22 protein-coding genes and 1 pseudogene are annotated in these 24,242 nt (G+C 72.2%); 16 read left to right on the forward strand and 7 right to left on the reverse strand.

Annotation, left to right across the window (positions count from 1 at the left end; translation table 11 throughout):
- Positions 1–104 precede the first annotated feature (104 nt).
- Genes AB0C04_RS25020 through AB0C04_RS25030 form a run of 3 tightly spaced genes read left to right on the forward strand, consistent with a single transcriptional unit; the run spans position 105 to position 3,456 of the window.
- Entirely contained in the window at positions 105–629 is a 525-nt protein-coding gene (locus tag AB0C04_RS25020) for a PadR family transcriptional regulator (RefSeq protein WP_357058601.1), read from the forward strand.
- The gene (locus AB0C04_RS25025) at positions 626–1,303 is read left to right on the forward strand and encodes an ABC transporter ATP-binding protein (RefSeq protein WP_357058603.1); all 678 of its coding nucleotides are present in this window, start codon (positions 626–628) and stop codon (positions 1,301–1,303) included. Before AB0C04_RS25020 ends, AB0C04_RS25025 begins: the two co-directional genes overlap by 4 nt.
- Positions 1,300–3,456 carry an FtsX-like permease family protein gene (locus tag AB0C04_RS25030; RefSeq protein WP_357058605.1) on the forward strand — a complete coding sequence of 719 codons (2,157 nt, stop codon included), beginning with the start codon at positions 1,300–1,302 and terminating at the stop codon, positions 3,454–3,456. The genes AB0C04_RS25025 and AB0C04_RS25030 overlap by 4 nt, the downstream gene beginning before the upstream one ends.
- A 161-nt stretch (positions 3,457–3,617) precedes the next feature.
- On the opposite strand, the gene AB0C04_RS25035 is transcribed toward AB0C04_RS25030, so the two are convergent.
- Positions 3,618–4,484, reverse strand: a complete 867-nt coding sequence (locus AB0C04_RS25035; protein ID WP_357058608.1) for an SDR family NAD(P)-dependent oxidoreductase — start codon at positions 4,482–4,484, stop codon at positions 3,618–3,620.
- A 59-nt stretch (positions 4,485–4,543) separates the two neighbouring features.
- Between AB0C04_RS25035 and AB0C04_RS25040 the strand changes: the two genes are divergently transcribed.
- The 6 genes from AB0C04_RS25040 to AB0C04_RS25065 all read left to right on the forward strand — a co-directional run bounded on the left by AB0C04_RS25040 (position 4,544) and on the right by AB0C04_RS25065 (position 10,490).
- Positions 4,544–5,212: a TetR family transcriptional regulator gene (locus tag AB0C04_RS25040; protein ID WP_357058610.1), complete on the forward strand. Its 669-nt coding sequence runs from the start codon at positions 4,544–4,546 to the stop codon at positions 5,210–5,212.
- Positions 5,213–5,298: 86 nt separating this feature from the next.
- Positions 5,299–5,748: a helix-turn-helix transcriptional regulator gene (locus AB0C04_RS25045; protein WP_357058613.1), complete on the forward strand. Its 450-nt coding sequence runs from the start codon at positions 5,299–5,301 to the stop codon at positions 5,746–5,748.
- A gap of 5 nt (positions 5,749–5,753) precedes the next feature.
- The gene (locus AB0C04_RS25050; protein WP_357058616.1) at positions 5,754–6,164 is read left to right on the forward strand and encodes a VOC family protein; all 411 of its coding nucleotides are present in this window, start codon (positions 5,754–5,756) and stop codon (positions 6,162–6,164) included.
- Between the two features lie 53 nt (positions 6,165–6,217).
- Positions 6,218–8,599: an excinuclease ABC subunit UvrA gene (locus AB0C04_RS25055; protein ID WP_357058618.1), complete on the forward strand. Its 2,382-nt coding sequence runs from the start codon at positions 6,218–6,220 to the stop codon at positions 8,597–8,599.
- A 92-nt stretch (positions 8,600–8,691) separates the two neighbouring features.
- Positions 8,692–9,831 (forward strand): histidine kinase, encoded by a 1,140-nt coding sequence (locus AB0C04_RS25060; RefSeq protein ID WP_357058620.1) that lies wholly within the window; start codon positions 8,692–8,694, stop codon positions 9,829–9,831.
- Positions 9,828–10,490: a response regulator transcription factor gene (locus tag AB0C04_RS25065; protein ID WP_350874451.1), complete on the forward strand. Its 663-nt coding sequence runs from the start codon at positions 9,828–9,830 to the stop codon at positions 10,488–10,490. Before AB0C04_RS25060 ends, AB0C04_RS25065 begins: the two co-directional genes overlap by 4 nt.
- Before the next feature lie 113 nt (positions 10,491–10,603).
- On the opposite strand, the gene AB0C04_RS25070 is transcribed toward AB0C04_RS25065, so the two are convergent.
- Entirely contained in the window at positions 10,604–11,026 is a 423-nt protein-coding gene (locus AB0C04_RS25070) for a DUF6223 family protein (RefSeq protein ID WP_357058623.1), read from the reverse strand.
- Between the two features lie 69 nt (positions 11,027–11,095).
- On the opposite strand from AB0C04_RS25070, the gene AB0C04_RS25075 reads away from it, so the two are divergent.
- A complete protein-coding gene (locus tag AB0C04_RS25075) occupies positions 11,096–12,106 on the forward strand; it encodes a fructosamine kinase family protein (RefSeq protein ID WP_357058625.1) in 1,011 nt (336 codons plus the stop codon).
- 136 nt (positions 12,107–12,242) lie between these two features.
- Positions 12,243–13,358, forward strand: a complete 1,116-nt coding sequence (locus AB0C04_RS25080; RefSeq protein WP_357058628.1) for a DUF4185 domain-containing protein — start codon at positions 12,243–12,245, stop codon at positions 13,356–13,358.
- A gap of 362 nt (positions 13,359–13,720) precedes the next feature.
- Here the strand turns inward: AB0C04_RS25080 and AB0C04_RS25085 are convergent, their stop codons facing one another.
- Complete coding sequence (locus AB0C04_RS25085) at positions 13,721–14,299, reverse strand: AAA family ATPase (protein WP_357058630.1); 579 nt, start codon at positions 14,297–14,299, stop codon at positions 13,721–13,723.
- 54 nt (positions 14,300–14,353) lie between these two features.
- On the opposite strand from AB0C04_RS25085, the gene AB0C04_RS25090 reads away from it, so the two are divergent.
- Complete coding sequence (locus AB0C04_RS25090; protein WP_357058632.1) at positions 14,354–15,349, forward strand: tyrosine-type recombinase/integrase; 996 nt, start codon at positions 14,354–14,356, stop codon at positions 15,347–15,349.
- 55 nt (positions 15,350–15,404) lie between these two features.
- Here the strand turns inward: AB0C04_RS25090 and AB0C04_RS25095 are convergent.
- The 4 genes and pseudogenes from AB0C04_RS25095 to AB0C04_RS25110 all read right to left on the reverse strand — a co-directional run.
- Positions 15,405–15,692, reverse strand: a pseudogene (locus AB0C04_RS25095) (low temperature requirement protein A); the annotation flags it as partial.
- A 219-nt stretch (positions 15,693–15,911) separates the two neighbouring features.
- Complete coding sequence (locus AB0C04_RS25100; protein ID WP_357058634.1) at positions 15,912–16,562, reverse strand: fasciclin domain-containing protein; 651 nt, start codon at positions 16,560–16,562, stop codon at positions 15,912–15,914.
- An 81-nt stretch (positions 16,563–16,643) separates the two neighbouring features.
- Positions 16,644–18,752 (reverse strand): M14 family zinc carboxypeptidase, encoded by a 2,109-nt coding sequence (locus AB0C04_RS25105; RefSeq protein ID WP_357058636.1) that lies wholly within the window; start codon positions 18,750–18,752, stop codon positions 16,644–16,646.
- A gap of 141 nt (positions 18,753–18,893) precedes the next feature.
- Complete coding sequence (locus tag AB0C04_RS25110; RefSeq protein WP_357058638.1) at positions 18,894–19,673, reverse strand: endonuclease/exonuclease/phosphatase family protein; 780 nt, start codon at positions 19,671–19,673, stop codon at positions 18,894–18,896.
- 251 nt (positions 19,674–19,924) lie between these two features.
- Between AB0C04_RS25110 and AB0C04_RS25115 the strand changes: the two genes are divergently transcribed.
- The 4 genes from AB0C04_RS25115 (at position 19,925) to AB0C04_RS25130 (ending at position 24,233) form a co-directional block, all read left to right on the forward strand.
- A complete protein-coding gene (locus tag AB0C04_RS25115; protein ID WP_357058640.1) occupies positions 19,925–20,827 on the forward strand; it encodes a LysR family transcriptional regulator in 903 nt (300 codons plus the stop codon).
- 54 nt (positions 20,828–20,881) lie between these two features.
- Complete coding sequence (locus AB0C04_RS25120) at positions 20,882–21,655, forward strand: TSUP family transporter (RefSeq protein WP_350874467.1); 774 nt, start codon at positions 20,882–20,884, stop codon at positions 21,653–21,655.
- A gap of 1 nt (position 21,656) precedes the next feature.
- Entirely contained in the window at positions 21,657–22,427 is a 771-nt protein-coding gene (locus tag AB0C04_RS25125; protein ID WP_357058644.1) for a GNAT family N-acetyltransferase, read from the forward strand.
- 228 nt (positions 22,428–22,655) lie between these two features.
- Positions 22,656–24,233: a VWA domain-containing protein gene (locus tag AB0C04_RS25130; RefSeq protein WP_357058646.1), complete on the forward strand. Its 1,578-nt coding sequence runs from the start codon at positions 22,656–22,658 to the stop codon at positions 24,231–24,233.
- Positions 24,234–24,242 lie beyond the last annotated feature (9 nt).

The following is a 24,242-nucleotide window of genomic DNA, read 5'->3' on the forward strand; positions in this document are numbered from 1 at the left end:
CACCGGGCCCCCACCCGCGCGGTCCGTTCTCCTGTGCCACCACCCGGCGGCACCTCTACCCGAGTGTATATACGCGAGGTATACCCTCGGTGTAGTCTGCTGGCATGAGCGTTCCACTGACCCTCCTCGGCCTGCTCGAACGCGAGCCCAGCCACGGCTACGACCTCAAGCGCGACTACGACACCTACTTCGGGCGCGGCAAGCCGCTGCCGTTCGGCCAGGTCTACTCGACCCTCAGCCGCCTGACCCGCGACGGCAAGGTGATGATCAGTGAGGTCGGCCCGGGCGCCGGGCCCGACCGCAAGCGCTACATCATCACCGACCTGGGCGCGACCGAGGTCGAGCAGTGGCTGACCCAGCCGGTCGAGCCGGAGCCGCACCTGCAGAGCACGCTCTTCGCCAAGGTCGTGCTCGCGCTGATGCTGGACCGCCCCGCCGGCGAGTACCTCGACACCCAGCGCGCCGCACACCTGCAGCGGATGCGCGAGCTCACCGAGATCAAACGCAGCGGCAGCCTCGTCGACGCGCTCCTCGCCGACCACGGCCTCTACCACCTGGAGGCCGATCTGCGATGGATCGAGATGACCGGCGCCCGGCTGGACGCCCTGAAGCGGACCGTGCGGCCATGACCATCATCGAAGCGAAGAACGTGAGTTTCTCGTTCGGCGAGACCCCGGCGCTGCGCGGCGCGAGCATCGCCGTCGACCAGGGCGAGATCCTCGCCATCATGGGCCCCAGCGGCTCGGGCAAGTCGACCCTGCTGCACTGCCTGGCCGGCATCCTCGTGCCCGACTCCGGCGAGGTCCTGTTCGGCGGCGCCCGCATCGACGCCATGCCCGAGACCTCCCGCAGCAGCCTGCGGCGGGACCGCTTCGGGTTCGTGTTCCAGTTCGGCCAGCTCGTCCCCGAGCTCACCTCGGTGGAGAACGTCGCCCTGCCGCTGCTGCTCAGCGGCGTCCGCCGCAAGCAGGCGCTCGACAAGGCGTACGCCTGGTTCGAGCGCCTCGGCCTGGACGGTCTGGAACACCGCCGATCGGGCGAGCTGTCCGGCGGGCAGGCGCAGCGCGTCGCGCTCGCCCGTGGCCTGGTCGCCGGTCCGGAGGTCCTCTTCGCCGACGAGCCGACCGGCGCGCTCGACTCGCTCACCGGCGAGCAGGTCATGGACCTGCTGGTCGCCGCGGCCCGCGAGCAGGGCACCACGGTCATCCTGGTCACCCACGAGCCACGGGTCGCCGCGTACGCCGACCGCGAGGTCATCGTCCGCGACGGGCGCGTCAACGCGCCGGACAGGATCGCGTCGTGATCCGCTTCGGGCTACGCCTCGCCGTGGCCGGCGGCCGGGAGGCGCTCACCCGCCTCACCGTCATCGCCGCCGCCGTCGCGGTGGGCGCGGGGCTGCTGCTGACCACCCTCGCCGGGGTCAATGCCGTCAACGCGCAGCTCACTCGGTACGCGTCGATCTATCCCAGCGCCTCGGCGGGCGGCGACGCCGACCCGCTGTGGTGGTCGACCCGGGACGACTACTTCCACGGCAAACAGATCATCCGGATCGACGTCGCCGCCACCGGGGCGAGCGCGCCCACCCCGGTCGGCATCCCGAGCACTCCCGGCCCCGGTGAGTACTACGCCTCGCCCTCGTTGCAGCGGCTGCTGGCCGCCCACCCGGCCGACCAGTTGGGCGACCGCTACCCCGGGCGTGACCTCGGCACCGTCGGCCCGACCGGGCTCGCCTCACCGGACACCCTGCTCGCCATCGTGGGCGGCACCCCCGACCAGGTCGCCGAACTGCCCAACGCGAGGCAGCTCACCAGCGTCGGCGACACCCCCGCGCTTCCCGAGACCACGGTGAACCTCATCCTCGGCGTCATCGCCGGCGGGCTGCTCTTCCCGGTGCTGATCTTCATCGGCACCGCCACCCGGCTCAGCGCGGCCCGCCGGGAGCAGCGCTTCGCCGCCATGCGCCTGGTCGGCGCCACACCGAAGCAGATCTCGGTGGTCGCCGCGGTGGAGGCGACCGCCGCGGCAGTCGCCGGCACCGCCGTCGGCTTCCTGCTGTTCTACGCCTTCCGCGGCCCGCTCGCGGGCATCCCGTTCACCGGCATGCCGTTCTACCCCAGCGACATGTCGCTGGGCGTGCTGGACGTCCTGCTCGTCGCCCTCGGCGTACCCGCCGGCGCGGCGGTGGCGGCCCAGGTATCGCTGCGCCGCGTACGGATCTCGCCGCTGGGCGTCACCCGCCGGGTCACCCCCCGCGCCCCGCGCCCGTACCGGCTGATCCCGGCCCTGCTCGGTGTCGCGGTGCTGTTCTTCGCCATCGGCTTGCGGCCCGAGACGTCCGACGGTCAGACGGCGGTGTTCCTGCCCGGCCTGCTGCTCATCATGGCCGGCCTGGTCTTCGCCGGCCCGTGGTTGACGATGGTCGGCGCCCGCGTCATGGCCCGCTACGCCAGTCGCCCGGCCACGCTCATCGCCGCGCGACGTCTCGCCGACAACCCGAAGGCCGGCTTCCGCGCGATCAGCGGGATCATGCTCGCGCTCTTCGTCACGAGCGTGGCCGTCGGCGTGATCACCACGATCGTCGCGAACCGCGGCCCGGCCCCGGTCGGCTCGACCGACGCGGGCACGGTGACAACCGTCTTCGACGAGAAGGCACCGTCGGTGCCCGACACTCTGATCGCCGACCTGCACGCGATCACCGGCGTGCGGTCCGCGACCGCCATCCGTGAGAACCCGGAGTTGACCACCTCCAGCGAGGTCGGGGTGATCGCGTGCACCGACCTTCCGAGCGCGTACGGCCGGTGCGCCGAGGGCGCCACCGTCGCCGAGGTGCCGTTGGGCCTCAGCCTCTGGGGGGAATCGGCGTCGTCCACGAAGGTCTGGCACGCCGCGTCGCTCACGCTCGACGAGCTTCAGCGGCTGCCGGTCATGTCGATCGTCGTCGGTACGGACGGTTCCGCCACCGCCATCGAACGCACGCGCACCGTGCTCGAGATCGCGTACCCGACCTTCTGGGTGGGGCCGAACGTGCCCGGCGACTTCGAGTCGGACTTCGCCGACACGCTGCGCGGCTGGGAACAGCTGGCCAACGTCATCATCATCGCGAGCCTCGCGCTCGGCGGGTGCAGCCTCGCGGTCAGCGTGATCGGCGGCCTCACCGAGCGCCGACGACCGTTCAGCCTGCTGCGCCTCAGCGGCGCACCGGTGCGGGTCCTGCGCAGGGTCGTCGCGCTGGAGAGCGCCGTACCGATGCTCGCCGTCGCCGCCGTCGCCGTCGGGATGGGCCTGCTCGCCGCCCACCTGTTCCTCCGGGCGCAGATGGACTACACGCTCGTCGCTCCGGAACCGCGCTTCTACCTGATCATCGTCGTCGGGTTGGCCACCTGCCTCGGCGTCATCGCCGCCACGATGCCGCTGCTGGAGCGCGTCACCGGACCGGAGACCGCACGCAGCGAGTAGCCCTCCCACGTGGCGCGGCCGGGTGGGCGGGCGCGGGCCGATCGGCGCCCCGTCGCTCCGCACCCGGCCGCGCCGCCGCTGACCTCCCTCGAGGCGGTCCTGATCGCATTCGCGTCGCCGCGGGTCACCCGGACCCGCGGCGACGCGGCGGTGCGGCCGGCTCAGCCGTTCGCCGCGGGCTGCGGCGGCAGGTCGACCGGGTACGGCTGGTCGAAGTCGGCCGACCGGCTGACCTGCTCCCACGCGCTGGCCTCGGCGATCTGCTGCCGCGAGTAGTCCAGTGCCATCGTCGCCGCGAGGGCGCCGATCGGCAGGTGTGACGGCAGGTCGCCGCGGTGCACCATGCGCACCAGGATCTCGGCGGCGCGCTTGGGGTCGCCGGCGGTCAGCAGCGGGTTGTTCTGCCGACGCAGGCCCACCGTGTCCGCGTACTCCGGCGGGACGTCGTGCACCGTCATCGACGAGCCCGCCCAGTCGGTGGCGAAGCCGCTGGGCTCGACGACGAGGGTGCGGATGCCGAACGGGGCCGTCTCGGCGGCGAGGACCCGGGTGAAGCCGTCGACGGCGAACTTCGCCGCCTGGTAGGAGCCCAGGCCGGGGCTGCCGCCGACCCGCCCGCCGATCGACGAGAACTGGATGATCGTGCCGCCGCGCTGCGCCCGCAGCACCGGCAGCGCCGCCTTCGACACGTGGTAGACGCCCCAGAAGTTCGTGTCGAACTGGCGTCGGAAGTCCTCGTCGGCGCCGGTTTCGATCGGTGCGAGGTTCGCGTATCCGGCGTTGTTGACGATGACGTCGATGCGGTCGAAGCGGTCGACCGCGGTCTGGATGGCGGCCACGGCCGCAGCCTGGTCACTCACGTCGAGGGCCACCGGCAGGATGCGGTCGCCGTACTGCTCGACCAGGTCGGAGAGTTGCTCAGGCGTCCGCGCGGTGGCGACGACCTGATCGCCGGCATCGAGGGCGGCGCTGGTGAGGGCCCGCCCGAAGCCGCGGGTCGAGCCGGTGATGAACCATGTCCTTGCCATGCATCTAGCGAAACACGGTTTCGTTATTAGTGCAACCGGGTTGTGTTAAGCTGGATGTGATGTTCACGACCCCTCCGAAACGTGCCCGCAGCGGCGAGGCCAAGCAGCTTCGCGAACGCGCCATCCTCGACGCGGCGCGCACCCTCGGCGCCCAGCACACCGTCCGCGAGGTGACCCTCACCGACATCGCGGCAGCCGTCGGCATGCACAAGTCCGCCATGCTGCGCTACTTCGAGACCCGCGAGCAGATCTTCCTGACCCTCACCGCCGAGGGGTGGCGCGAGTGGTCCGCCGCCGTCCGCGCGGCCCTCGACACCCTCGACCCGGCCACCCCCGAGACCATCGGGGCCGCCCTCGCCGACACGCTGACCGCTCGCCCCTTCTTCTGCGACCTGCTCTCCCAGGCCCCGCTGAACCTCGAACGCAACGTGTCACTCGACGCCGCCCACCGGTTCAAGACGATCGCCCTGAGCCAGGTCGCCGCGATCGTCGAGGAGCTACGCCGGCACCTCGACGTCACCGAGCGCCAAGCGGTCGACGTCGTCGCCACCGCCACGAGCATGGCCGGCGCCCTCTGGCAGATGGCCGCCCCCGGCACCCAGCTGCGCACCCTCTACGAGACCCACCCCGAGCTCGCCCACGCCGCGGTCGACCTCGGCCCCCAGCTCACCCGCATCCTCACCGCGCTGCTGACCGGGATGCGGGCCGGCGCCGAAGCCACCACCTGACCGGCGAGCTCCGCACCACCGGCGTACCACGCCCACCCGGCGCGGGGCGTGGGCAACTGTCGGCCCGGTGTGGCACCATCCAGCACGTGACCAGCAGACCCGCCGAGGAGCAGCACCTGCGCGACCTCGCCCGGCTGCGCCGCGTCCGCGACCGCATCGACAGGGAATACGCCAAACCCCTCGACGTCGAGGCGCTCGCCCGCGGGGCCAACATGTCCGCTGGGCACCTCAGCCGCCAGTTCCGCCAGGCCTACGGCGAATCGCCCTACTCCTACCTCATGACCCGCCGCATCGAACGGGCGATGGCGCTGCTGCGCCGCGGCGACCTCACCGTCACCGAGGTCTGTTTCGCCGTCGGCTGCTCGTCGCTGGGCACCTTCAGCACCCGCTTCACCGAGCTGGTCGGCGTGCCGCCGAGCACCTACCGGGCCCAGACCGCCCCCGCCACCGCGGAGATCCCCCCGTGCCTGGCCAAACAGGTCACCAGACCGATCAGGAATCGAGAAGCGCGGGCCAGCCAGCCGCAACTAGCGTGACGGCCATGAACATCACCATTCACTACGCCTTCCTCCCGCAGACCGACCCGGAGGCCGCCCTGGCCTTCTACCGCGACACCCTCGGCTTCGAGGTTCGCAACGACGTCGGCTACTCCGGGATGCGCTGGCTCACGGTCGGCCCCGCCGATCAGCCGGGCACCTCCATCGTCCTGCACCCGCCGGCCGCCGATCCCGGCATCACCGACGACGAGCGCCGCACCATCCTCGAACTGATCGCCAAGGGCAGCTACGGAGCCATCACCCTGGCCACCGACGACCTCGACGGCGTCTTCGAGCGACTGCAGGCCAGCGACGCCGAGGTCGTCCAGGAGCCCACCGAGCAGCCGTACGGTGTTCGCGACTGCGCCTTCCGCGATCCCACCGGCAACCTCATCCGCATCAACGAGCTGCGCTGAGCCGCCCCGCGCTCACCACCCTGGTCCGCACCACCTGCACAGATGGAGACACGATGAGCATGGCCACCCGGTCGCCCGGGCTGCACGACGCCGACAGCCACGAGCTGATCCGCGTGCAGGGCGCGCGCGAGAACAACCTCAAGGACGTCAGCGTCGAGATCCCGAAGCGCCGGCTGACCGTGTTCACCGGCGTCTCCGGCTCGGGCAAGAGCTCGCTGGTGTTCGGCACCATCGCCGCGGAGTCACAGCGGATGATCAACGAGACCTACAGCGCCTTCCTGCAGGGCTTCATGCCGACGCTGTCCCGCCCCGAGGTCGACGTGCTGGAGGGCCTGACCACGGCGATCATCGTCGACCAGGAACGGATGGGCGCCAACCCCCGCTCCACCGTCGGCACCGCCACCGACGCCAACGCGATGCTGCGCATCCTGTTCAGCCGGCTCGGGCAGCCGCACATCGGCTCGCCCAACGCCTACTCCTTCAACGTCCCCTCGGTGAAGGCCAGCGGTGCGATCACCGTCGAACGCGGCGCCGGCAAGACGAAGACCGAGAAGGCGACCTTCCACCGGCTGGGCGGCATGTGCCCGCGCTGCGAGGGAATGGGCTCGGTCAACGACATCGACCTGACCCAGCTCTACGACGACAGCAAGTCGCTCAACGAAGGCGCCATCACCATCCCCGGCTACAGCATGGAGGGCTGGTACGGCCGCATCTTCCGCGGCTGCGGCTACTTCGACCCCGACAAGCCGATCCGCAAATACACCAAGAAGGAACTGCACGACCTGCTCCACCGGGAACCGACCAAAATCAAGGTCGACGGGATCAACCTGACGTACGCGGGCCTCATCCCGCAGATCCAGAAGTCGTTCCTGTCCAAGGACGTCGACGCGCTGCAACCGCACATCCGCGCCTTCGTCGAACGCGCGGTGACCTTCACGACCTGCCCCGAATGCGACGGCACCCGGCTCAGCACGGAAGCCCGGTCCTCGAAGATCAACGGGAAGAGCATCGCCGACGTCTGCGCGATGCAGATCAGCGACCTGGCCGACTGGGTCCGGGACCTCGACGAACCGTCCGTCGCCCCGCTGCTCACCGGCCTGCAACACCTCCTCGACTCCTTCGCGAAGATCGGCCTGGGATACCTCTCACTCGACCGCCCGGCGGGCACCCTCTCCGGGGGAGAGGCCCAGCGCACCAAGATGATCCGGCACCTCGGCTCGTCGCTGACCGACGTCACCTACGTCTTCGACGAACCGACCATCGGCCTGCACCCCCACGACATCGAACGCATGAACGACCTGCTGCTGCGACTGCGCAACAAGGGCAACACCGTGCTCGTCGTCGAGCACAAGCCCGAGACGATCGCCATCGCCGACCACGTCGTCGACCTCGGCCCCGGCGCCGGCGCGCAGGGCGGCACCGTCTGCTTCGAGGGCACCGTCGAGGAACTGCGGCGCAGCGACACCACCACCGGCCGCCACCTCGACGACCGGGCGACCCTCAAGAAGACCGTACGGTCCTCCTCGGGCGCGCTCACCGTGCGCGGCGCCTCGACCCACAACCTGCGAGACGTCGACGTCGACATCCCGCTCGGGGTGCTCTGCGTGGTCACCGGCGTCGCCGGCTCCGGCAAGAGCTCGCTGATCCACGGCTCCGTCGCCGGCCGCGACGGCGTGGTGGTCATCGACCAGGGCGCCATCCGCGGTTCGCGACGCAGCAACCCCGCCACCTACACCGGCCTGCTCGAGCCGATCCGCAAGGCGTTCGCGAAGACCAACGGCGTGAAACCGGCCCTGTTCAGCGCCAACTCCGAAGGCGCCTGCCCCACCTGCAACGGCGCCGGCGTCATCTACACCGACCTGGGCATCATGGCCACCGTCGAATCCCTCTGCGAGGAGTGCGACGGCAAGCGCTTCCAGGCATCGGTGCTGGAATACACGCTCGGCGGCCGCAACATCGCCGAGGTGCTCGCGATGTCGGTGACCGAGGCCGAGGAGTTCTTCGCCGACGGCGACGCCCGCACCCCTGCCGCCCACAAGATCCTCGAGCGGCTCGCCGACGTCGGACTCGGCTACCTCACCCTCGGCCAGCCGCTCACCACCCTCTCCGGCGGCGAACGCCAGCGGCTCAAGCTGGCCACCCAGATGGCCGACAAGGGCGACGTCTACGTCCTCGACGAACCGACCACCGGCCTGCACCTCGCCGACGTCGCGCAACTGCTCGGCCTGCTCGACCGGCTCGTCGACTCCGGCAAGTCGGTCATCGTCATCGAACACCACCAGGCGGTCATGGCCCACGCCGACTGGATCATCGACCTCGGCCCGGGCGCCGGCCACGACGGCGGCCGGATCGTCTTCGAAGGCACCCCCGCCGACCTCGTCGCGGCCCGCTCCACCCTCACCGGGGAACACCTCGCGGACTACGTCGGCCGCTGACCTTCATCCGCAGCCCGAGGCGGGGAGGCCGCAGCGCCGCCCCGCCCGGCCGGGCCTTCTTCCACCCCTCACCGGAGGTTAGGCTTCGACGCATGTCCAGCTGGCGATGGCACGGCCGGGCGGCGAACACGGCCCTGATACTCGGAGTCGGCCTGGTCGCCCTCGTCGGCCTGCTGGCGCAGTCACGCGGCATCGACACCACCGCCGACTGGGCAGCGCTGCTGGCCGTGCTGGCCGCCACCGGCGCGCTGCACCTGCGCCGCCGTCACCCGGTGGCGGTGGGCGTGGTGGCGCTGGCCGCCGTCGGCGCGTACGGGGCGCTGCTGCACCGCCCCGGCCCCATCATGCTGGTCTTCGTCGTCGCGCTCTACACCGTCGTCGACGAGGGCCACCTCGCGGTCGCCATCGGGCTCGGTCTCGCCTCCGTGGCCGCCTTCGCCCTCGCGGACAACTACGACCCCACGGCCAACACCGCGAACGGGGCCACGCTGCTGCACGCCGGCTGGCTCGTCGCGGTCATCGTCGGCGTGACCCGCAACCGCCGGGCCTACCTCGCCGAGTCGCAGGCCCGGGCCCTCGCCGCCGAGCAGGGCCGGGAGGAGGAGGCCCGGCGCCGGGCCACCGAGGAGCGGCTGCGCATCGCCCGCGAGCTGCACGACGCCCTCGGCCACCACCTCTCACTGATCAACGTGCAGGCCAGCGCCGCACTGCACCGCCCCGACCCCACCCGATCCCTGCAGGCACTCACCGCCATCAAACAGACCAGCAAGGAGACGCTGCGCGAGTTGCGCACGACGCTGGGCATCCTGCGACAGGAGGGCGAGGCGCCGAACACGCCCACACCCGGCCTGAACCGCCTCGACGAACTCGTCACCACGGCCCGGCAATCCGGGCTGGCGATCCGCACCGAACTCACCGAGACCCGGCCGCTGCCGCCGGAGCTCGACCTCGCGGCGTACCGGATCGTCCAGGAGGCGCTGACCAACGTGACCCGGCACGCCGGCGCGACCACCGCGGTGATCCGGGTCCGACCCGACCGCGACGACGTGCTCGTAGAGGTCGACGACGACGGCACCGGCACACCGGGCCGGCCCGGCAACGGCATCCTCGGCATGGGGGAGCGGGCCCGAGCCCTGGGCGGCTCGCTCACCACCGGCCCCGGGCCGGACGGCGGCTTCCGGGTGCACGCCCGCCTCCCGCTGCGCCCGGTGCCGGCAGGGGCGCCGGCGTGATCCGGGTGCTGCTCGCCGACGACCAGACCCTGGTACGCGCCGGCTTCCGATCCATTCTGGACGGCGAGGACGGCATCGAGGTGGTCGGCGAGGGCGTCGACGGCGCCGAGGCGGTCCGGCTCGCCCGGCAGCTGCGACCGGACGTCGCCCTGCTCGACATCCGGATGCCGCGGTTGGACGGCCTGGCGGCCACCCGGGAGATCACCGCGAACTCCGACGTCCGCGTGATCATCCTGACCACCTTCGACCTGGACGACTACGTCTACGGCGCGCTGCGCGCCGGCGCGAGCGGCTTCCTGGTCAAGGACACCGAGCCGGCGGAGCTGATCCATGGGGTGCGGGTGGTGGCGCGCGGCGACGCGCTGATCGCGCCGTCGATCACCCGCCGGCTGATCTCCGAGTTCGCCGCCCGGGCCACACATCCGGACCCGAGGCCACGGCTGAGCGCGCTCACCGAGCGGGAACGTGAGGTGATGGCGCTGGTCGCCGCCGGCCTGTCCAACGACGAGATCGCCGCGCGGCTGGTGCTCAGCCCGGCCACCGCGAAGACGCACGTCAGCCGGATCATGACCAAGGCCCAGGTCAGGGACCGGGCCCAGCTGGTGATCCTCGCGTACGAGTCGGGCCTGACCGTCCCCGGCTGGCTCGCCGGCCCCTGACGCGGCGGGGAGACACCACCTCGGCAATCGCCCGCCCGAGCAGGCGTGCCGACGCCCGCCTGCTCGGGCGGACGGGTACCGGCAAGGTGCCCGAGCCGCCAGCCGGAAGTTGGTCAGCCGGCGCGGCGGGCGCGGGCCAGCGCCAGCCCACCCAGAACGATGCCGACCACCCCCACCACCAGGGCCACGAAGGCCCCGCCTCGGCCGTTGCCGGTGCCGATACCACCGTCGGAGGTGGCCACCACCAGCCCGCCGAGGACGATGCCGATCAGCCCCGCCACCAGGGCCACGACGGCGCCGCCTCGGCCATTGGCGGTGCCGATCCGGGTGGCCGGACGGGCCAGCGCCAGCCCACCGATGACCACGCCGATCAGGCCCACCACGGCGGCCACGGAGGCCCCGAGTCGCCCGGCGCTCATGGTGAAGGCATCGGCGGCGGCCGGCTGGAGCGAGGAGTGCGCGGCCGCCGGGGCGGCGAACCCGAAGGCCCCGAGCAGGGCGGTCGGGGTGGTGGCAAGCAGGTGACGGACGTACATCGAGGATCCCCTTTGCTCGCATGACGGGTACAGGCGGCAGCGTATGTACCGGCGTGGTCACCCGTCGTCATGCCGCAGTTGCGGGTGGGCGTACCACCGGGGTTGTCAACGCTCGGGGCCGCGTACCTCCGGGGTTGTCCCGCCGCGGAGTCAAGCGGCGAGTGTGCGTTTCGACCGCCGGAAGTCGATCATTTCCTCATGCGGTCGACGATCTTCTTGCGGGAGTGTCTGCTCCGCGCCGGGATGCGCGATGTCGTCACAGTGGAGCCGGCGACGGGCGGGGTCGCGGCGCTCGCGGGCATAGTCACCCGTCGAGAGGCGCCACCGGTGTTCGTCAAAGCCTTCGCCGACCCGCCGGCCGATGACGTCTTCGTCGCGGAGGCCGAAGGCCTGGCCGCCTTGCACGAGCTCGGAGGCGTGGCGACACCGGAGGTGATCGTGGCGGACCGGGAACTGCTGGTGTTGTCGGTGCTGCGGCCGAGGCCGCGCAGCGAGAGCTTCTGGGAGCAGTTCGCGCACGCGCTCGCCCGCCTGCACCTGAGCACAACTCATCCGCGCTTCGGATGGCGCCGCGACAACTGGTTGGGTCGGCGCCGGCAGATCAACACGTGGGATGACGACGGGTTCGCATTCTTCGCGCAGCACCGGCTGCTTCGGTGGCTCGGAGAGCCCCGCGTCGAGGCGGCGCTCGACCGCGGAGACCGGGCGGCGCTGGAGCGGCTGTGTCACCGGCTGCCCGACCTGCTGCCGGACCGGCCGGCCTGCCTGACGCACGGCGACCTGTGGGCACAGAACGTCCTGGCCACCCCGAACGGGCAGCCCGCGCTGATCGACCCGGCCGTGTCCTACATGTGGGCCGAGGTCGACCTCGCGCATGTGTGGTCCACCGCGCCTCCGCCCGAGGCGCAACGGTTCTTCGACGTCTATGCGGAGCTGACCTCCCTCGATGACGACTGGCGGGCCCGCATGCCGATTGTCCAGCTGCGGCAACACCTCGCCGTGCTGGCCCAGTTCGACGACGACTGGGGCGCGGCCGACCAGATCCGTGCCACCCTCGCGCCGTTCCGGACGCGAACCTGACCAGGGGCCCGACGGCTGATGTCCCTTCTCAAGAGACACCACGACACATGTCAATGGAATGGCGAAAAATTCCGTCAGAGCGAGAAGGGCCGCCCGAAAACATCCTCCGGCGTCCCGGCACCGCTTGACTACCGTCATGACCATCAATCGCCGCACCCTGCTCGGCAGGGTCGCCGTGGTCGGCGCTGCCACGGCGACCGGTGCTCTGCTCACCCCCGGTGCCGCGCGGGCCGCGTCCTGGAAGAAGCGCCTCACCGGCGCGGATCTGGACACCAACCACCGGTGGCGGGTCGCCGGCACCGACCTCGGCATCCCCTACGTGCTGGAGAACGGCTCCATCGGCTACCTCTTCGGCGACACCTTCAACACTCCGTGGCCGGAGGGTCCGCCGCTGCCCAACGACTGGCGCTCGCCGGTGATGCTGCGCTCCGACATCCACCCCGGCGCCGCCGGCGGCGTCGTCTTCGACAGCGCGGCCCGGATCGCCGGCAACGGGCGGGCGCCGGAGCTGATGCACAACGGCCACAACGGAATCGGCATCGACGATCTGTGGGAGGTGACCGTCATCCCCAACGACGGCATCAGCTTCCCGGAGACCGGCCGTCAGCTCATCTCGTACATGAGCATCGAGAACTGGGCCTCCGCCGGGCCCGCCGGGCCGCACTGGCGGTCGCGCTACGCCGGCCTGGCCTATAGCGACAACGGCAACGACTTCATCCGTACGCCGCTGAAGTGGTGGAACAACGGGACCAACACCGACCCGTTCCAGATGTGGACGATGCAACGCGACGGGGATTGGGTGTACGTCTTCTCGGTGCGCTCGGGACGCCAGGACGGCCCGATGATGCTGCGCCGGGTCCGCTGGGACCGGCTGTTCTACCCCGAGTCGTACGAGGGCTGGGGCTGGAACGGCAGCAACTGGGGGTGGGGCCGGCCCTGCACACCGATCCTGAGCGGCCGCTTCGGCGAGCCGTCGGTCCGGCGGCTGGCCGACGGCACCTGGGTGATGTCCTACCTCAACTGCGCCACCGGCTGCATCGTCACCCGCACGGCGAGCGGGCCCGACCAGGTCTGGACGCCGGAGAAGGTGCAGGTCACCTCCTGGCAGGAGCCGGGGCTCTACGGCGGTTTCATCCACCCGCGTTCGAGCCGGCAGACCAACGACCTGCACCTGATGGTCTCGAAGTGGACCAGGATGCCCGACGGCCGGAGCACGGCCTACCACGTCAGCCAGTTCGTCGGCACCGCCTGAGCGGCGCCGGCCGCCCGGTCCACGCTCGGACGATGGGCATGCCCGAAGGCGCGCCGCCCTCGCCTTTGACGCGACGGGGGAGCGCAGCACATCTCGATGGCCGCCTCGACCTTCACGTTCCGGCCGAGGGCCACCACAAGCGGGTGACCGGTAGGGCCGCGCTGGATGCCTTCCGGGCGTCTACACCGCCTCCCGCACCCAGCGCCGCTCGGCGGCGAGGAATTCGACCTCGCGCCGAGTGGGCAGGGCTCAAGAGGCTCAGGTTGTCGAGAAGGTGGCTCGGGACGAATGAGAAAGGACAGCTGTCTCACGAGGGTTGGCGTGGTGCGTCGGTCAGCACCTCGCAAGTTCGATAATGTACATTATGTAAAGTAGACCGGATCGGGGGTCTCCTCGATCGGGGTTGGTGGCCCGAGATACGTCGCCACCGCGGTCGCCCTCTGCATGACGGAGCCGGGTGGGATCGCGACCAGTTCGTGGCCGTGCTCGACGTACACGTGGGCGTGCACCCGCGCGAACTCCAGTGACTCGGCGAGGCTGATCCGGCGCGCCGCCGTCGGTGTCACGAAGCCCAACGGCTCGACCAGGAAAACCTGGCGCTGGTAAATCTCCTGCCGGATGACCCGGTTCACCTCGGCGGCCAGTTCGGGACCCACCGGCCGACCCAGGTAACGCGCCAGCGCCAGGGTGCACAGTGGTGAGCGGTCGTACACCTGCACGTGGCTTCGCGCGTCGGCCGCCTGCTGGCGGTGTCGCTGAAGGCGCACGACGGCCTCGACGAAGCCGGGCTCGCTCCACGGCTCGTCGCTGCCCCGCCCCTGCTGCACGGCGATCACATCGGTCGCCGCCTCGGCGACGACGGGATATCCCCGCCGCCGAAGCTCCTCGGCGATGCTGGTCTTGCCCGCCCCCGGCGCGCCGGTCAGCACATATCGGCGCATCTCCGCACTCCCCCCGCCTGTCCGGAAACGCGAAAATCATGCATAATATCCCTTATGCATGACAAACAGGACAACTCGGTGGCCGACCTGATCGAGGAGTTCCTGACCGCCCGGGCCACCCGCAAGCCCTCCCCACACACGCTGGAGGCGTACCGGCGAGACCTGCGCAGCGTCGCGGCGCTGGCCGGGGACGTGCTCACCCCTCCCCTCCCCCTCGACGTGCTGCCGGTCGGCGCCCTCTCCCCCCGCGTCATGCGGGCCGCGTTCGCCGGGTTCGCCGCGCCCCGCGCCGCCGCGTCCGTCCACCGTGCCTGGTCCACCTGGAACACCTTTTTCACCTTTCTCGTCGCCGAGGGGGTGGTAGCGGGAAATCCGATGCCGGCGGTGGGCCGCCCTCGCGCGCCGCTCCCCCAGCCCAAGCCACTGCGAGGTGAGGACACGCCGGAAGAGTTGCTCGCCGCGGTCGTCCGCGAGGCCGGCCGGCAGCGCGACCCCTGGCCGGAGCGCGACCTCGCCGTGCTGGCGGTGGCGCTCTGCGCCGGGCTGCGGCTGAGCGAGTTGTTGGCGCTGCGGGTGGCGTCCCTGGCCGGTCGCGCCGGTGAACGCCGCATCGAGGTGCTCGGCAAGGGTGGGCGGCCGCGTTCGGTGCCGATCGAGGACGGTCTGGACCGGGTGTTGGCCGACTACCTGGACAGCCGCCGGCGTCGGTTCGGGGCGCGCAGCGTGCGGCCGGATTCGCCGTTGATGGTGGACCGCCGGGGCGAGCCGCTGCGCCGGGGTGGGCTCCAGTACCTGGTGGAGTCATGCTATCGGCGCGCGGGCATCACCGACCGGGTGCCGCGCGGGGCGCGGTTGCACGCGTTGCGGCACACGTTCGCGACGCGGCTGGCGGAGGACGGGGCGAGCGCGGCGGAGATCATGCGCCTGCTGGGGCACGCGTCGTTGGCGGCGTCGCAGGCGTACATCGAGGTGACGGCGGGTCAGCAGCGCGCGGCGGTGCGGTCGAACCGGACCAACCGCGCGCTGGCCGTCCCCGCAACCGCGAGGTAGCTGTCGTCACGGTGGGCCGGGGGCCGGTGCGGGGCGAGCATCTCACGATGTAGGCCAGGACCATGGTCAGCCGGGGTTCCGCCGTTCCTGGACCGGATTCCCAGACCTCGGGGATGACCAGGGCGCTGAGGAAGACGGCGGCCGTCGCGAGGGTGGTGCCGACGCGGAGCAGCCCGGCGTCGATTCGGGCGTAGTTTCTCAGCCAGGCGTAGACCAGCCAGGAGATCCACAACAGCAGCAGGACGACGAGTCCCTGGATCAGGGTCACCGGGGTGGGCCGCGCGGTCATGAACTGGGTGACCCGGATGAGGGCGAAGACGAACACCAGGTCGAAGAAGATCTCGAAGAGGGTCGTCCGGTGGGTCTCCGCGTCATGACCGCCCGTGACCGTTGGATCCGCCCCATCACGTCAACTTCGTGCTTCGCCACGCCGAGCGGGCTTCTTCGCCCGGCTTGCCGTCCGGGCCTGGCCGCTCGGCGGTGCTCCGGCCGCCAGGGCCGGCTGGAGCAGCTGCCCCTGGTGCGCAGGGGGCGCGTCGACCCGGCGGCGGGCGGCGACGTGTCAGTGGGCGCGGTGTCCAGTGCCGTCGGCGGTGGTGGGTAGCGGGCCGAGCACGGCGTTGACGAGGTGGATGCGGGCGCCGGTGGCCTGGTAGTCGGCGCAGACGGCGTCGGCCTTGTCGGCGAAGCGGGCGCTCGCACCGGTGCGGGTGACGGTGAGGCTGGTGCCGTCGACGGTGGTGGCGGTGCCGGCGGCGACGAGTTCGTCGACGGTGTGGGTGCCGGTGATCAGGTGCGCTTTGAGCAGGGTGCGCAGCTTCTCGTGGTCCCGGGTCATCAGGGTGTCCCAGGTGTCGTCGTTGAACTTCGCGGCGAAGGCGTCGTCGGTGGGTGCGAGCACGGTGATGCCGTCGCGGTCGAGGTCGGTGAGCAGGCCGCTGGCGCGCATCGCCGCCTCGAAGGTGGTGATGGTGGGGATCCAGCGCAGCGCGTCGTCGACGGGCTGGCCGGCGAGGAAGGTGGGGTTTCCGGGTTCGGTGCCGGTGGGCAGGGCGGCGCAGAGCGGCCCGCTGACCTGCACTGCCGCTGCGGCGGCCGGGCTGGGGTCGGGGTTGGTGTCGGCGCTGGTGCAGGCGGCGGTGGCGGCGAGCAGCAGGGCCGCCGCGGCGAGGCGGGCGGCGCGCCGCGGGGTGTTGGTGCGGGGGTACGACACGGCGGTCTCCACTGGCTCGGGTGTGGTGCCGGCAGGACGGGCGTGGGGCCCGTCCTGCCGGCACCTGTCACCGGGTGGGTGTCACAGGGTGGCGCACTGGTTGGCGCGGGGGCCCTGGACGGTGTTGCGGATGCCGAGGTTGATCGGCGCGGGGGTGTTGGCGGTGCAGTTGAGCGGGCCGCGGACGGTGCTGCCGGCGATCAGCGGGGTGTCGGTGCCGGTGGTGTTGGCGGAGAGGTCGACCGGGCCGGTGACGGTGACGTCGATGACGGAGACCGCGCCGGTGGTGCCGGTGACCCGCAGCGGGCCGTTGACGGTGCTGTCGGCGAGCAGGACGCCGGCGGCGCCGGTGGCGGCGATCGGGCCGTTGACGGTGCTGCCGGTGGCGACGAGTGCGGAGCCGGGCCGGACGGTGATCGGGCCGTTGACGGTGGCGTCGGCGAGGCAGGTGAACCCGGTGACGGTCAGTGGTCCGTTGCGTCGGCCGGTGAGGGTCGGGTAGACGCGTTCGCCGTCGGTGAGGTTCTCCACGCCCTGGCCGTCGAGCAGCAGCGGGATGAGGCCGCGTTCGGGCTGGTTGAGGGGGACGTAGTAGCCGTCGGCGGTCTTGACGACCTTCCAGCCGTGCGCGGCGATGCGGTCGGCGACGGTGGTGCCGACGCCGCCGGGTCCGTCGGTGCGGGCACCGCGGTACTGCTCCTCGGTGAGCTTGTAGGCGCAGGGCGCGTTGTCGAGGATGAGGTCGGCCGGCGGCGCGTCGATCGGCGGCGGGCTGTCGCCGGGGTGCGGCGCCGGGTGGGCGGGGATGGGGCGGGAGCCGCGGAAGACGAGCCGGCCGGTGTTGGCGGCCTGGAAGGTGATGGCTTCGGCGCGCGCGCCGGTGATGTCGGCGAGCTTGGCGCGGTGGTAGTCGAGGAACTGCTGGAAGGTCCAGAGGGCGGAGAAGGTCTTGCGGCGGCGGTTGTTGGCGCTGTTGCCCTCGTCGGGTCGGGTCTGGCCGCCGGAGCTGCGCAGTTCGAGCAGGCTGTTGACGACGTTCTTCAGGCCGAGGGTGTTGCGCAGGATGGTTTCCTCGCTGAGGCCGACGTTGCCGCCGCCTTCGCAGCCGTAGGGGCAGGGCCACCAGCCGGCTTCGGCGCCCTTGGCGTACATGTGGCCTTCGATCATGTTCTGGGACTCGTCGAAGATGGCCTGGGCGACGTTCTGGTGCCGGGGCGGCAGCATGGGCAGGTCGCCGGCGCGGGAGTTGCCGAACTCGTGACCGTCGTAGCCGGCGATGGGCCGGTATTCGCGGATCATCTTGACGTACGAGGCGGTCTCCGGCTGGCGGATGAGCGAGTAGTCGCGGTTGAGGTCCTGGCCGGTGGAGTTGCCCCGGGTGTTGGCGGCGCGGCCGTCACCGTTGATGGTGGGGACGATCAGGACGGTGGTGTGGCTGAGCAGGTCGATGGTGCGGGGGTCGGTGCTGAAGGCGAGTTGCCGCGCCATGATGAGGCAGGCTTCGCGGTCGCCGGGCTCGTTGCCGTGCACGTTGCAGTTGACGGCGAGCGGTGAGGTGGCGGCGACGGCGGCCGGGGTGGCCGGCGGCGTGGGGTAGCCGATGACGAACATGTTGATCGGCCGGTTGAGTACGGTGCGGCCGATCTCGACGACCCGGACGCGGTCGCTGAGCTGGTCGATGGCGGCGGTGTAGGCGTATTCGTCGGTGTCGCTGGTGTACTGCGCGGCGTGGGTGGTCTCCCACTGGGTGCGCAGCTGCTCGCCGGGGGTGGCGGGGTTGCCCCAGGGGGCGGTGGTGGTGCCGACGACGGGCTCGGAGTACGGCTGTTCGGTGGTGCCGGTGCGGGCGCGTACCCGCCAGCTGAAGCGGTCGCCGGGGTTGAAGCCGGCGTCGGCGAAGGTGGGTGACTGCTGGTTGATCTGCCGGTTGGGGCGCCACACGCCGACGATGGTGGGGGTGCCGGTGGCGGTGCCGTTGGCGTCGACGGCGGTGCGTTCGATCTGGTAGTCGGTGGCGCCGTCGACGGGCTGCCAGGCGAGGGTGGCGTAGCCGTCGGCCTGGCGCACGGTGAGTGCGCTGACCTGGTTGGGTTCGGCTGCCTGTTGGGCGCTGGCCGGGGTCGCGACGGTCGCGAGGCTTGCGGCGAGCAGTGTGGACAGTGCGATCAGCAGGGACCGCTGGCGTTTCATCTGGCCTCCATGGCGCGGACTGGTTGACCTTGGCGCGGTGGGCACCAGCATGATCGGCATGGATCTGCGACGCAACGATCTTGAGGGAATCTTGCGGCTGGGAACAGTAAGGGGTCCTCTCCCCCGCCGCCGCTGACGGTGTCAGCCGAGGTCGACCAGCAGGGGCCGGTGGTCGGAGATGGTGGACAGCGGCGTGCTGACGGCGGTGACCGCAGGCAGCCGATGGTGGGCGTGCCGGTCGGCGAGGATGTGGTCCAGCTGCACCCGGGGCTCCCCGGACGGGTAGGTGGGGCGACGGCCCAGCAGTCGCCAGCCGGAGACCGCGCGTACCACACCGGCGGGCAGGTTGAGGTCGCCGAGCAGGACGCGCGGCGCCGGCAGGGCCCGCAGCGCGCGGACGACCTGGCGCAGTTGACGCAGGTTCCACCCGGGCACGAAGGACAGGTGGGTGGCGGCAGCGGTGAGCGGCCCGTGGGGGGTGTCCAGGACGGCGGCGAGCACGACCCGCGGTTCGTCGTGGAGCAGGACGAGCCCCCGGCCGGGGCCGGGGACGTAGACCGGGGAGCGCACCGGCGCGGGCTTGAGCCGGGTGACCTGCCAGGTGCGTACGGGGTAGCGGCTGATCAGCCCGATGCCGTAGCAGGGTTCGCCGTGGCCGTCGTCGTCGTGGTTGAGCGGGCGGAACCCTTCGCCGGGGGTGCCGACGACGGCGGCGGCGAAGCGGTGGTGCGGGGCGTCGAGGGCGCGGGCGGCGATGGCGGTGAGGTCGAGGTGGCCGCTGCGGCTCTGGTCCCGGTCGACCTCCTGCAGGGCGAGCACGTCGGCGTCGAGCGCGGTGACGGCCGCGGTGAGCCGGTCGGGGTCGACGAGCCCGTCGGTGAGCGAGCGACCGTGCAGCAGGTTGAAGGTGGCCAGGCGCACTCCTGCACCCTACGTCCCCGTGGCACTCTTGCCGGGTGGTCAAGGTGCTGCTCTGTTCCGTGCTGGTGTTCGTGATGGTGGGGGCCGTGGGCGTGTGGCTGCGGCGGCGCCGGGGCCGGTGAGCGCGCCGCCGGGCTCCGTCGGGTGACCGGAGCTCCTCCGGGGTGAGCCCGGCCGGTCCGTGGCGCGCTCCCCCGTCGCGTCTCGTTAGCCGAGCAACAGCTTCTCCAGGTGTCGTTAAGCTGCGCTGCATGCTGGATGTGCGGCGGATGCAGGTGCTGCGGTCGGTGGTGGTCAACGGGTCGGTCAGCGCGGCCGCCCGGGAGCTGGGCTACACCCCGTCGGCGGTGAGCCAGCAGCTGGCCGTGCTGGAGCGGGAGGCCGGGGCGCAGCTGCTGGAGCGCTCCGGGCGGGGGGTACGCCCGACCGAGGCCGGGCGGCTGCTGTCCGGGTACGCGGCGGTGATCGGCGAGCAGCTGGCCGAGGCGCAGGCGGGGCTCGACGACCTGCGGGCGGGTCGGGCCGGTCGGGTGGCGCTGCGCTACTTCGCCACCGTCGGCGCGAGCCTGGTCGCCCCGGCGGTGGCGACGCTGCGCCGCGAGCTGCCCGGCGTCCGGGTCGAGTTGCGGCTGGCCGACCCGCAGGACGCGTTGCCGCAGGTGCGCGACGGGCGCGCCGACGTGGCGCTGGTGGTACGCGCTGCGGACGCACCGCCGGTGGACGGGATCCGTTTCGTGCACCTGCGCGACGACGCCTACCGGGCGGTGGTGCCGGCCGGGCACCGGCTCGCCGATCGGCGGGTGCTGAAGCTGGCCGAGCTGGCCGACGAACCGTGGGTGGGCAGCGAGGGGCCGGGCTCGTGCCGCGACGCGGTGCTGGCCGCCTGCGCCGCGGCCGGCTTCGCCCCGCGGGTGGTGGTGCAGAGCGAGGACTACCCGACCGCGCAGGGGTTCGTGGCCGCCGGGCTGGGTGTCAGCCTGCTGCCGGAGACCGGGCTGGGTGGGGTGCACCCGGCGGTGCGGGTCCGGCCGGTGCGCGATCCGCGGCCGGTCCGGGTGATCTGGGCGGCGCTGCGCGAGTCCGCCCCCACCACCCCGGCCGTGCACACCCTGCTGGGCGCGCTGCGCGCCGTCGCCGGTCCCCATGCCGGGTGAGGCTGGACACAGGCGGCGGCGTGTGTGGTGGGCGGGTGGGAAGAATTGCCGGCCGTGGACCCCGTATCGCTGACCACCCTGCTCGCCGCGGCCGCGATGGCCGGCTGGGTGGACGCCGTGGTGGGCGGCGGGGGTCTGCTGCTGCTGCCGGCGCTGCTGGTGGGTGCGCCGGGTCTGCCGGTGGCCACCGCGCTGGGCACGAACAAGCTCGCCGCGATCGCCGGCACCGCCACGGCGGCGGCGACGTACGCGCGACGCACCAAGGTCGACTGGAGGGTGGTCGGGCCGGCGGCCGGGCTCGCGGTGCTCAGCGCCGGGTTGGGCGCCGCGCTGGCCGGCTCGGTGCCGGCCTCGGCGTACCGGCCGGTGGTGCTGGTGGTGCTGCTGTCGGTGGCGGTGTTCGTGCTGCTGCGTCCCCGGCTGGGGGTGGTGGCCGCGCCGCAGCGGCGCACCCCGACCCGGGTGGTCGTCGCGATCGCGGTCGCCGGCGTCGGCATCGCCCTGTACGACGGGCTGATCGGTCCGGGCACCGGCACGTTCCTGGTGTTGGCGTTCACCGCGCTGATCGGCGCGGATTTCGTGCACGGCTCGGCGATGGCGAAGGTGGTCAACGCCGGCACCAACCTGGGCGCGCTGGTGGTGTTCGCGGCGACCGGGCACGTGTGGTGGCTGCTCGGCGCGGGGATGGCGGTGTGCAACATCGCCGGGGCGGTGCTCGGGGCGCGGATGGCGCTGCGGCGAGGCGCCGGGTTCGTACGGATCGTGCTGCTGGTGGTGGTGCTGGCGCTGGTCGGCAAGCTCGGCTACGACCAGTGGCTGGCGGGCTGACATGCCGGTGCGGGCCGAACACGATCGGGAGGTCCTGGCCGGGCTGCTGGGCCGGGATCCGGTGCTGCACGCCTACCAGCTCGGCGACCTGGACGACTTCTTCTGGCCGTACACCTCGTGGTTCCGCCGCGGTGATCAGGTGGCGCTGCTCTACCACGGCGCGGACCCGCCGACGCTGCTGGCGTTCGCCGCGCCCCCGGACGTCGCCGAGTTGGCCGCGCTCCTCGGCGAACTGGGCCCGCTGCTGCCCGCCCGGCTGTACGCGCACCTCTCCCCCGGCCTGGACGCGGCGCTGTCCCCGTGGTTTGACGGGGGCGGCGCCGCGCACTGCAAGATGGCGCTGACCGACCCGGCGCGGCTGGCCCTCGTCGCGCCGGCCGGGGTGCCGCTGGGGGCGGCGGACCTGCCGCGGCTGCGGACGCTCTACGCCGAGGCGTACCCGGGCAACTGGTTCGATGCGCGGATGCTGGACACCGGCCAGTACCTGGGTGTGCGCGACGGTGACGCGCTGGTCGCGGTGGCGGGCGTGCACGTCTGGTCACCGACGTACCGGGTCGCGGCGCTGGGCAACGTCACCACCCACCCGGCGGCCCGGGGGCGGGGTGTGGCGGGCGCGGTGGTGGCCGCGCTGTGCCGGCGGCTGCTCGGCACCGTCGATCACCTCACGCTGAACGTGCGGGCGGACAACACCGCCGCCGTGCGGCTCTACGAGCGACTCGGTTTCACCACGGTCGCCGACTACGGTGAGTACTCGCTGACCGCTCGGCGCTGAGCCCCGGCCGTCCGGTGGAGCCGGCCGGCCGTTCGTTCGCGCGGATTGGCACGCCCGGCCCAGCGGTGGCGGCCAGCAGCTCCCCGGTACCTTGTCCAGCCGCCACGCAGGGTCAGCAACCCGACCCTGAGCTGGTCTGATGTCGCGGTGGCGAGTCGGCTTCGCGCGCCTAGCGTCTGCGGGCAGAGGCCGCGCGTACCGCGCGCGGCGGAGCTGAAGGAGCACCACATGGCGCCATCCGCACGACCTACACACCGACAACGGACGGTGATCGCCGCCGCCGTCACCGCCCTGCTGACCGGGTTGGCGACGCCCGCCATGGCCGCGCCGGGGGTCACCCCGGCGACGGTCGAGCAGGACACCGACCCGGGTACGACGATCCCGGTCAGCAAGGTGGTCTCCACCCCGCCGATCCCCCCGAAGCCCGACGTGGTCCTGCTGGTCGACACGACCGGCAGCATGGGTGGGGCGATCGCCAACGTACGGACCAACCTGCAGCAGGTCATCACCGACGTACGGGCCGCGCAGCCCGGGGCACAGTTCGCGGTGGCCTCGTACCGGGACGAGGGTGACGGCGCGGAGCTGTTCCGGGTCCGGCAGAACGTCACCGACGACGCGACGGCCCTGCAGGACGCCGTCGACGCCCTGGCCGCCGGCGGCGGCGGGGACGCCCCGGAGGGATGGGTGAACGCGCTGTTCCAGGTCTCCGACGGGGCGATCGCCTACCGGGCCGGAAGCAGCCGGATCGTGGTGCTGGTCGGTGACGCGCCCAGCCACGACCCGAGCGCCGGGCACACCCTCGGCCAGGCCACGGCGGCGTTGCAGGCCGACGACACCCGGGTGCTGGCGGTGGACGTCTCCGGCGGGGCCGGCGGCCTGGACGCCACCGGTCAGGCCGCCGCGGTGGTCGCGGCCACCGGCGGGCAACTGGTCGGCAGTTCCCCGGACACGGTCACCGCGGCGATCCTCGACGGCCTGCGCGACCTCGACGTCACCGTCACCCCGACGGTGACCTCGTGCGACGCGGGCCTGGCGGTGAGCTTCGACGCGGCGTCGCGGACCCAGCAGTCCGGCACGGACGTGCCGATCGCCGAGACCATCACGGTGGCCGCCGACGCCGCGCAGGGCGCGGTGCTGACCTGCACGGTGGAGTTCCTGCTCAACGGCCTCGCCGGCGGTCCGGCGTTCGTGCAGCGGATCCGGGTACGGGTCAACGACGTCACCCCGCCGGGCGTGGTGGTCGACGACCGGACGGTGGAGGCGACCGGCCCCGCCGGCGCGGTGATCGACTACCCGGCGACGGCCACCGACAACGTCGACGGGCCGTTGACCCCGACCTGCGCGCCGCCGTCGGGCGCCACGTTCCCGCTCGGCGCCACCACGGTCACCTGCACCGCCACCGACGCCGCCGGGAACACCGGCAACGACACGGCGGTGATGCGGGTGGTCGACACCACGGCGCCGAGCACCGGTTGCGTGCCGACCAACAACCCCAGCGGCGGCAACACCCCCGGTTCGTACAACCCGGACGGGTTCTACGAACTGACCGCGACCGACATCGTGGACACCGCGGTGGCGGTCTACATCGCCGACGGGGCGGCCCCGTCGGTGCGGTTCGGGCCGTTCGTCGCCGGCACCAAGATCAAGCTGGTGCAGGCGCCGGGTGGGCAGTCGAGGGTGAAGGACGGCACCGGGGACATCGACTACAAGGTGACGCTGCGCGGTGACGCGTTGATCACCGGGGTGGACGACGCGGGCAACGTCTCCACCGCGGCGGTGTGCCTGGTGGCGCCTCCGCCGAAGTGAGCCGGCGGT

Origin of the sequence: Micromonospora sp. NPDC048909, from assembly GCF_040649635.1 — a bacterium.
Lineage (GTDB): Bacteria > Actinomycetota > Actinomycetes > Mycobacteriales > Micromonosporaceae > Micromonospora.

Excerpts from the sequence above, each read along its gene's own strand:
- AB0C04_RS25020 (WP_357058601.1), top strand. The coding sequence starts at position 105 with ATGAGCGTTCCACTGACCCTCCTCGGCCTGCTCGAACGCGAGCCCAGC.
- AB0C04_RS25025 (WP_357058603.1), top strand. The coding sequence starts at position 626 with ATGACCATCATCGAAGCGAAGAACGTGAGTTTCTCGTTCGGCGAGACC.
- AB0C04_RS25035 (WP_357058608.1), bottom strand. The coding sequence starts at position 4,484 with ATGGCAAGGACATGGTTCATCACCGGCTCGACCCGCGGCTTCGGGCGG.
- AB0C04_RS25040 (WP_357058610.1), top strand. The coding sequence starts at position 4,544 with ATGTTCACGACCCCTCCGAAACGTGCCCGCAGCGGCGAGGCCAAGCAG.
- AB0C04_RS25050 (WP_357058616.1), top strand. The coding sequence starts at position 5,754 with ATGAACATCACCATTCACTACGCCTTCCTCCCGCAGACCGACCCGGAG.
- AB0C04_RS25055 (WP_357058618.1), top strand. The coding sequence starts at position 6,218 with ATGAGCATGGCCACCCGGTCGCCCGGGCTGCACGACGCCGACAGCCAC.
- AB0C04_RS25060 (WP_357058620.1), top strand. The coding sequence starts at position 8,692 with ATGTCCAGCTGGCGATGGCACGGCCGGGCGGCGAACACGGCCCTGATA.
- AB0C04_RS25070 (WP_357058623.1), bottom strand. The coding sequence starts at position 11,026 with ATGTACGTCCGTCACCTGCTTGCCACCACCCCGACCGCCCTGCTCGGG.
- AB0C04_RS25075 (WP_357058625.1), top strand. The coding sequence starts at position 11,096 with ATGCCGCAGTTGCGGGTGGGCGTACCACCGGGGTTGTCAACGCTCGGG.
- AB0C04_RS25080 (WP_357058628.1), top strand. The coding sequence starts at position 12,243 with ATGACCATCAATCGCCGCACCCTGCTCGGCAGGGTCGCCGTGGTCGGC.
- AB0C04_RS25085 (WP_357058630.1), bottom strand. The coding sequence starts at position 14,299 with ATGCGCCGATATGTGCTGACCGGCGCGCCGGGGGCGGGCAAGACCAGC.
- AB0C04_RS25090 (WP_357058632.1), top strand. The coding sequence starts at position 14,354 with ATGCATGACAAACAGGACAACTCGGTGGCCGACCTGATCGAGGAGTTC.
- AB0C04_RS25105 (WP_357058636.1), bottom strand. The coding sequence starts at position 18,752 with ATGAAACGCCAGCGGTCCCTGCTGATCGCACTGTCCACACTGCTCGCC.
- AB0C04_RS25115 (WP_357058640.1), top strand. The coding sequence starts at position 19,925 with ATGCTGGATGTGCGGCGGATGCAGGTGCTGCGGTCGGTGGTGGTCAAC.
- AB0C04_RS25125 (WP_357058644.1), top strand. The coding sequence starts at position 21,657 with ATGCCGGTGCGGGCCGAACACGATCGGGAGGTCCTGGCCGGGCTGCTG.
- AB0C04_RS25130 (WP_357058646.1), top strand. The coding sequence starts at position 22,656 with ATGGCGCCATCCGCACGACCTACACACCGACAACGGACGGTGATCGCC.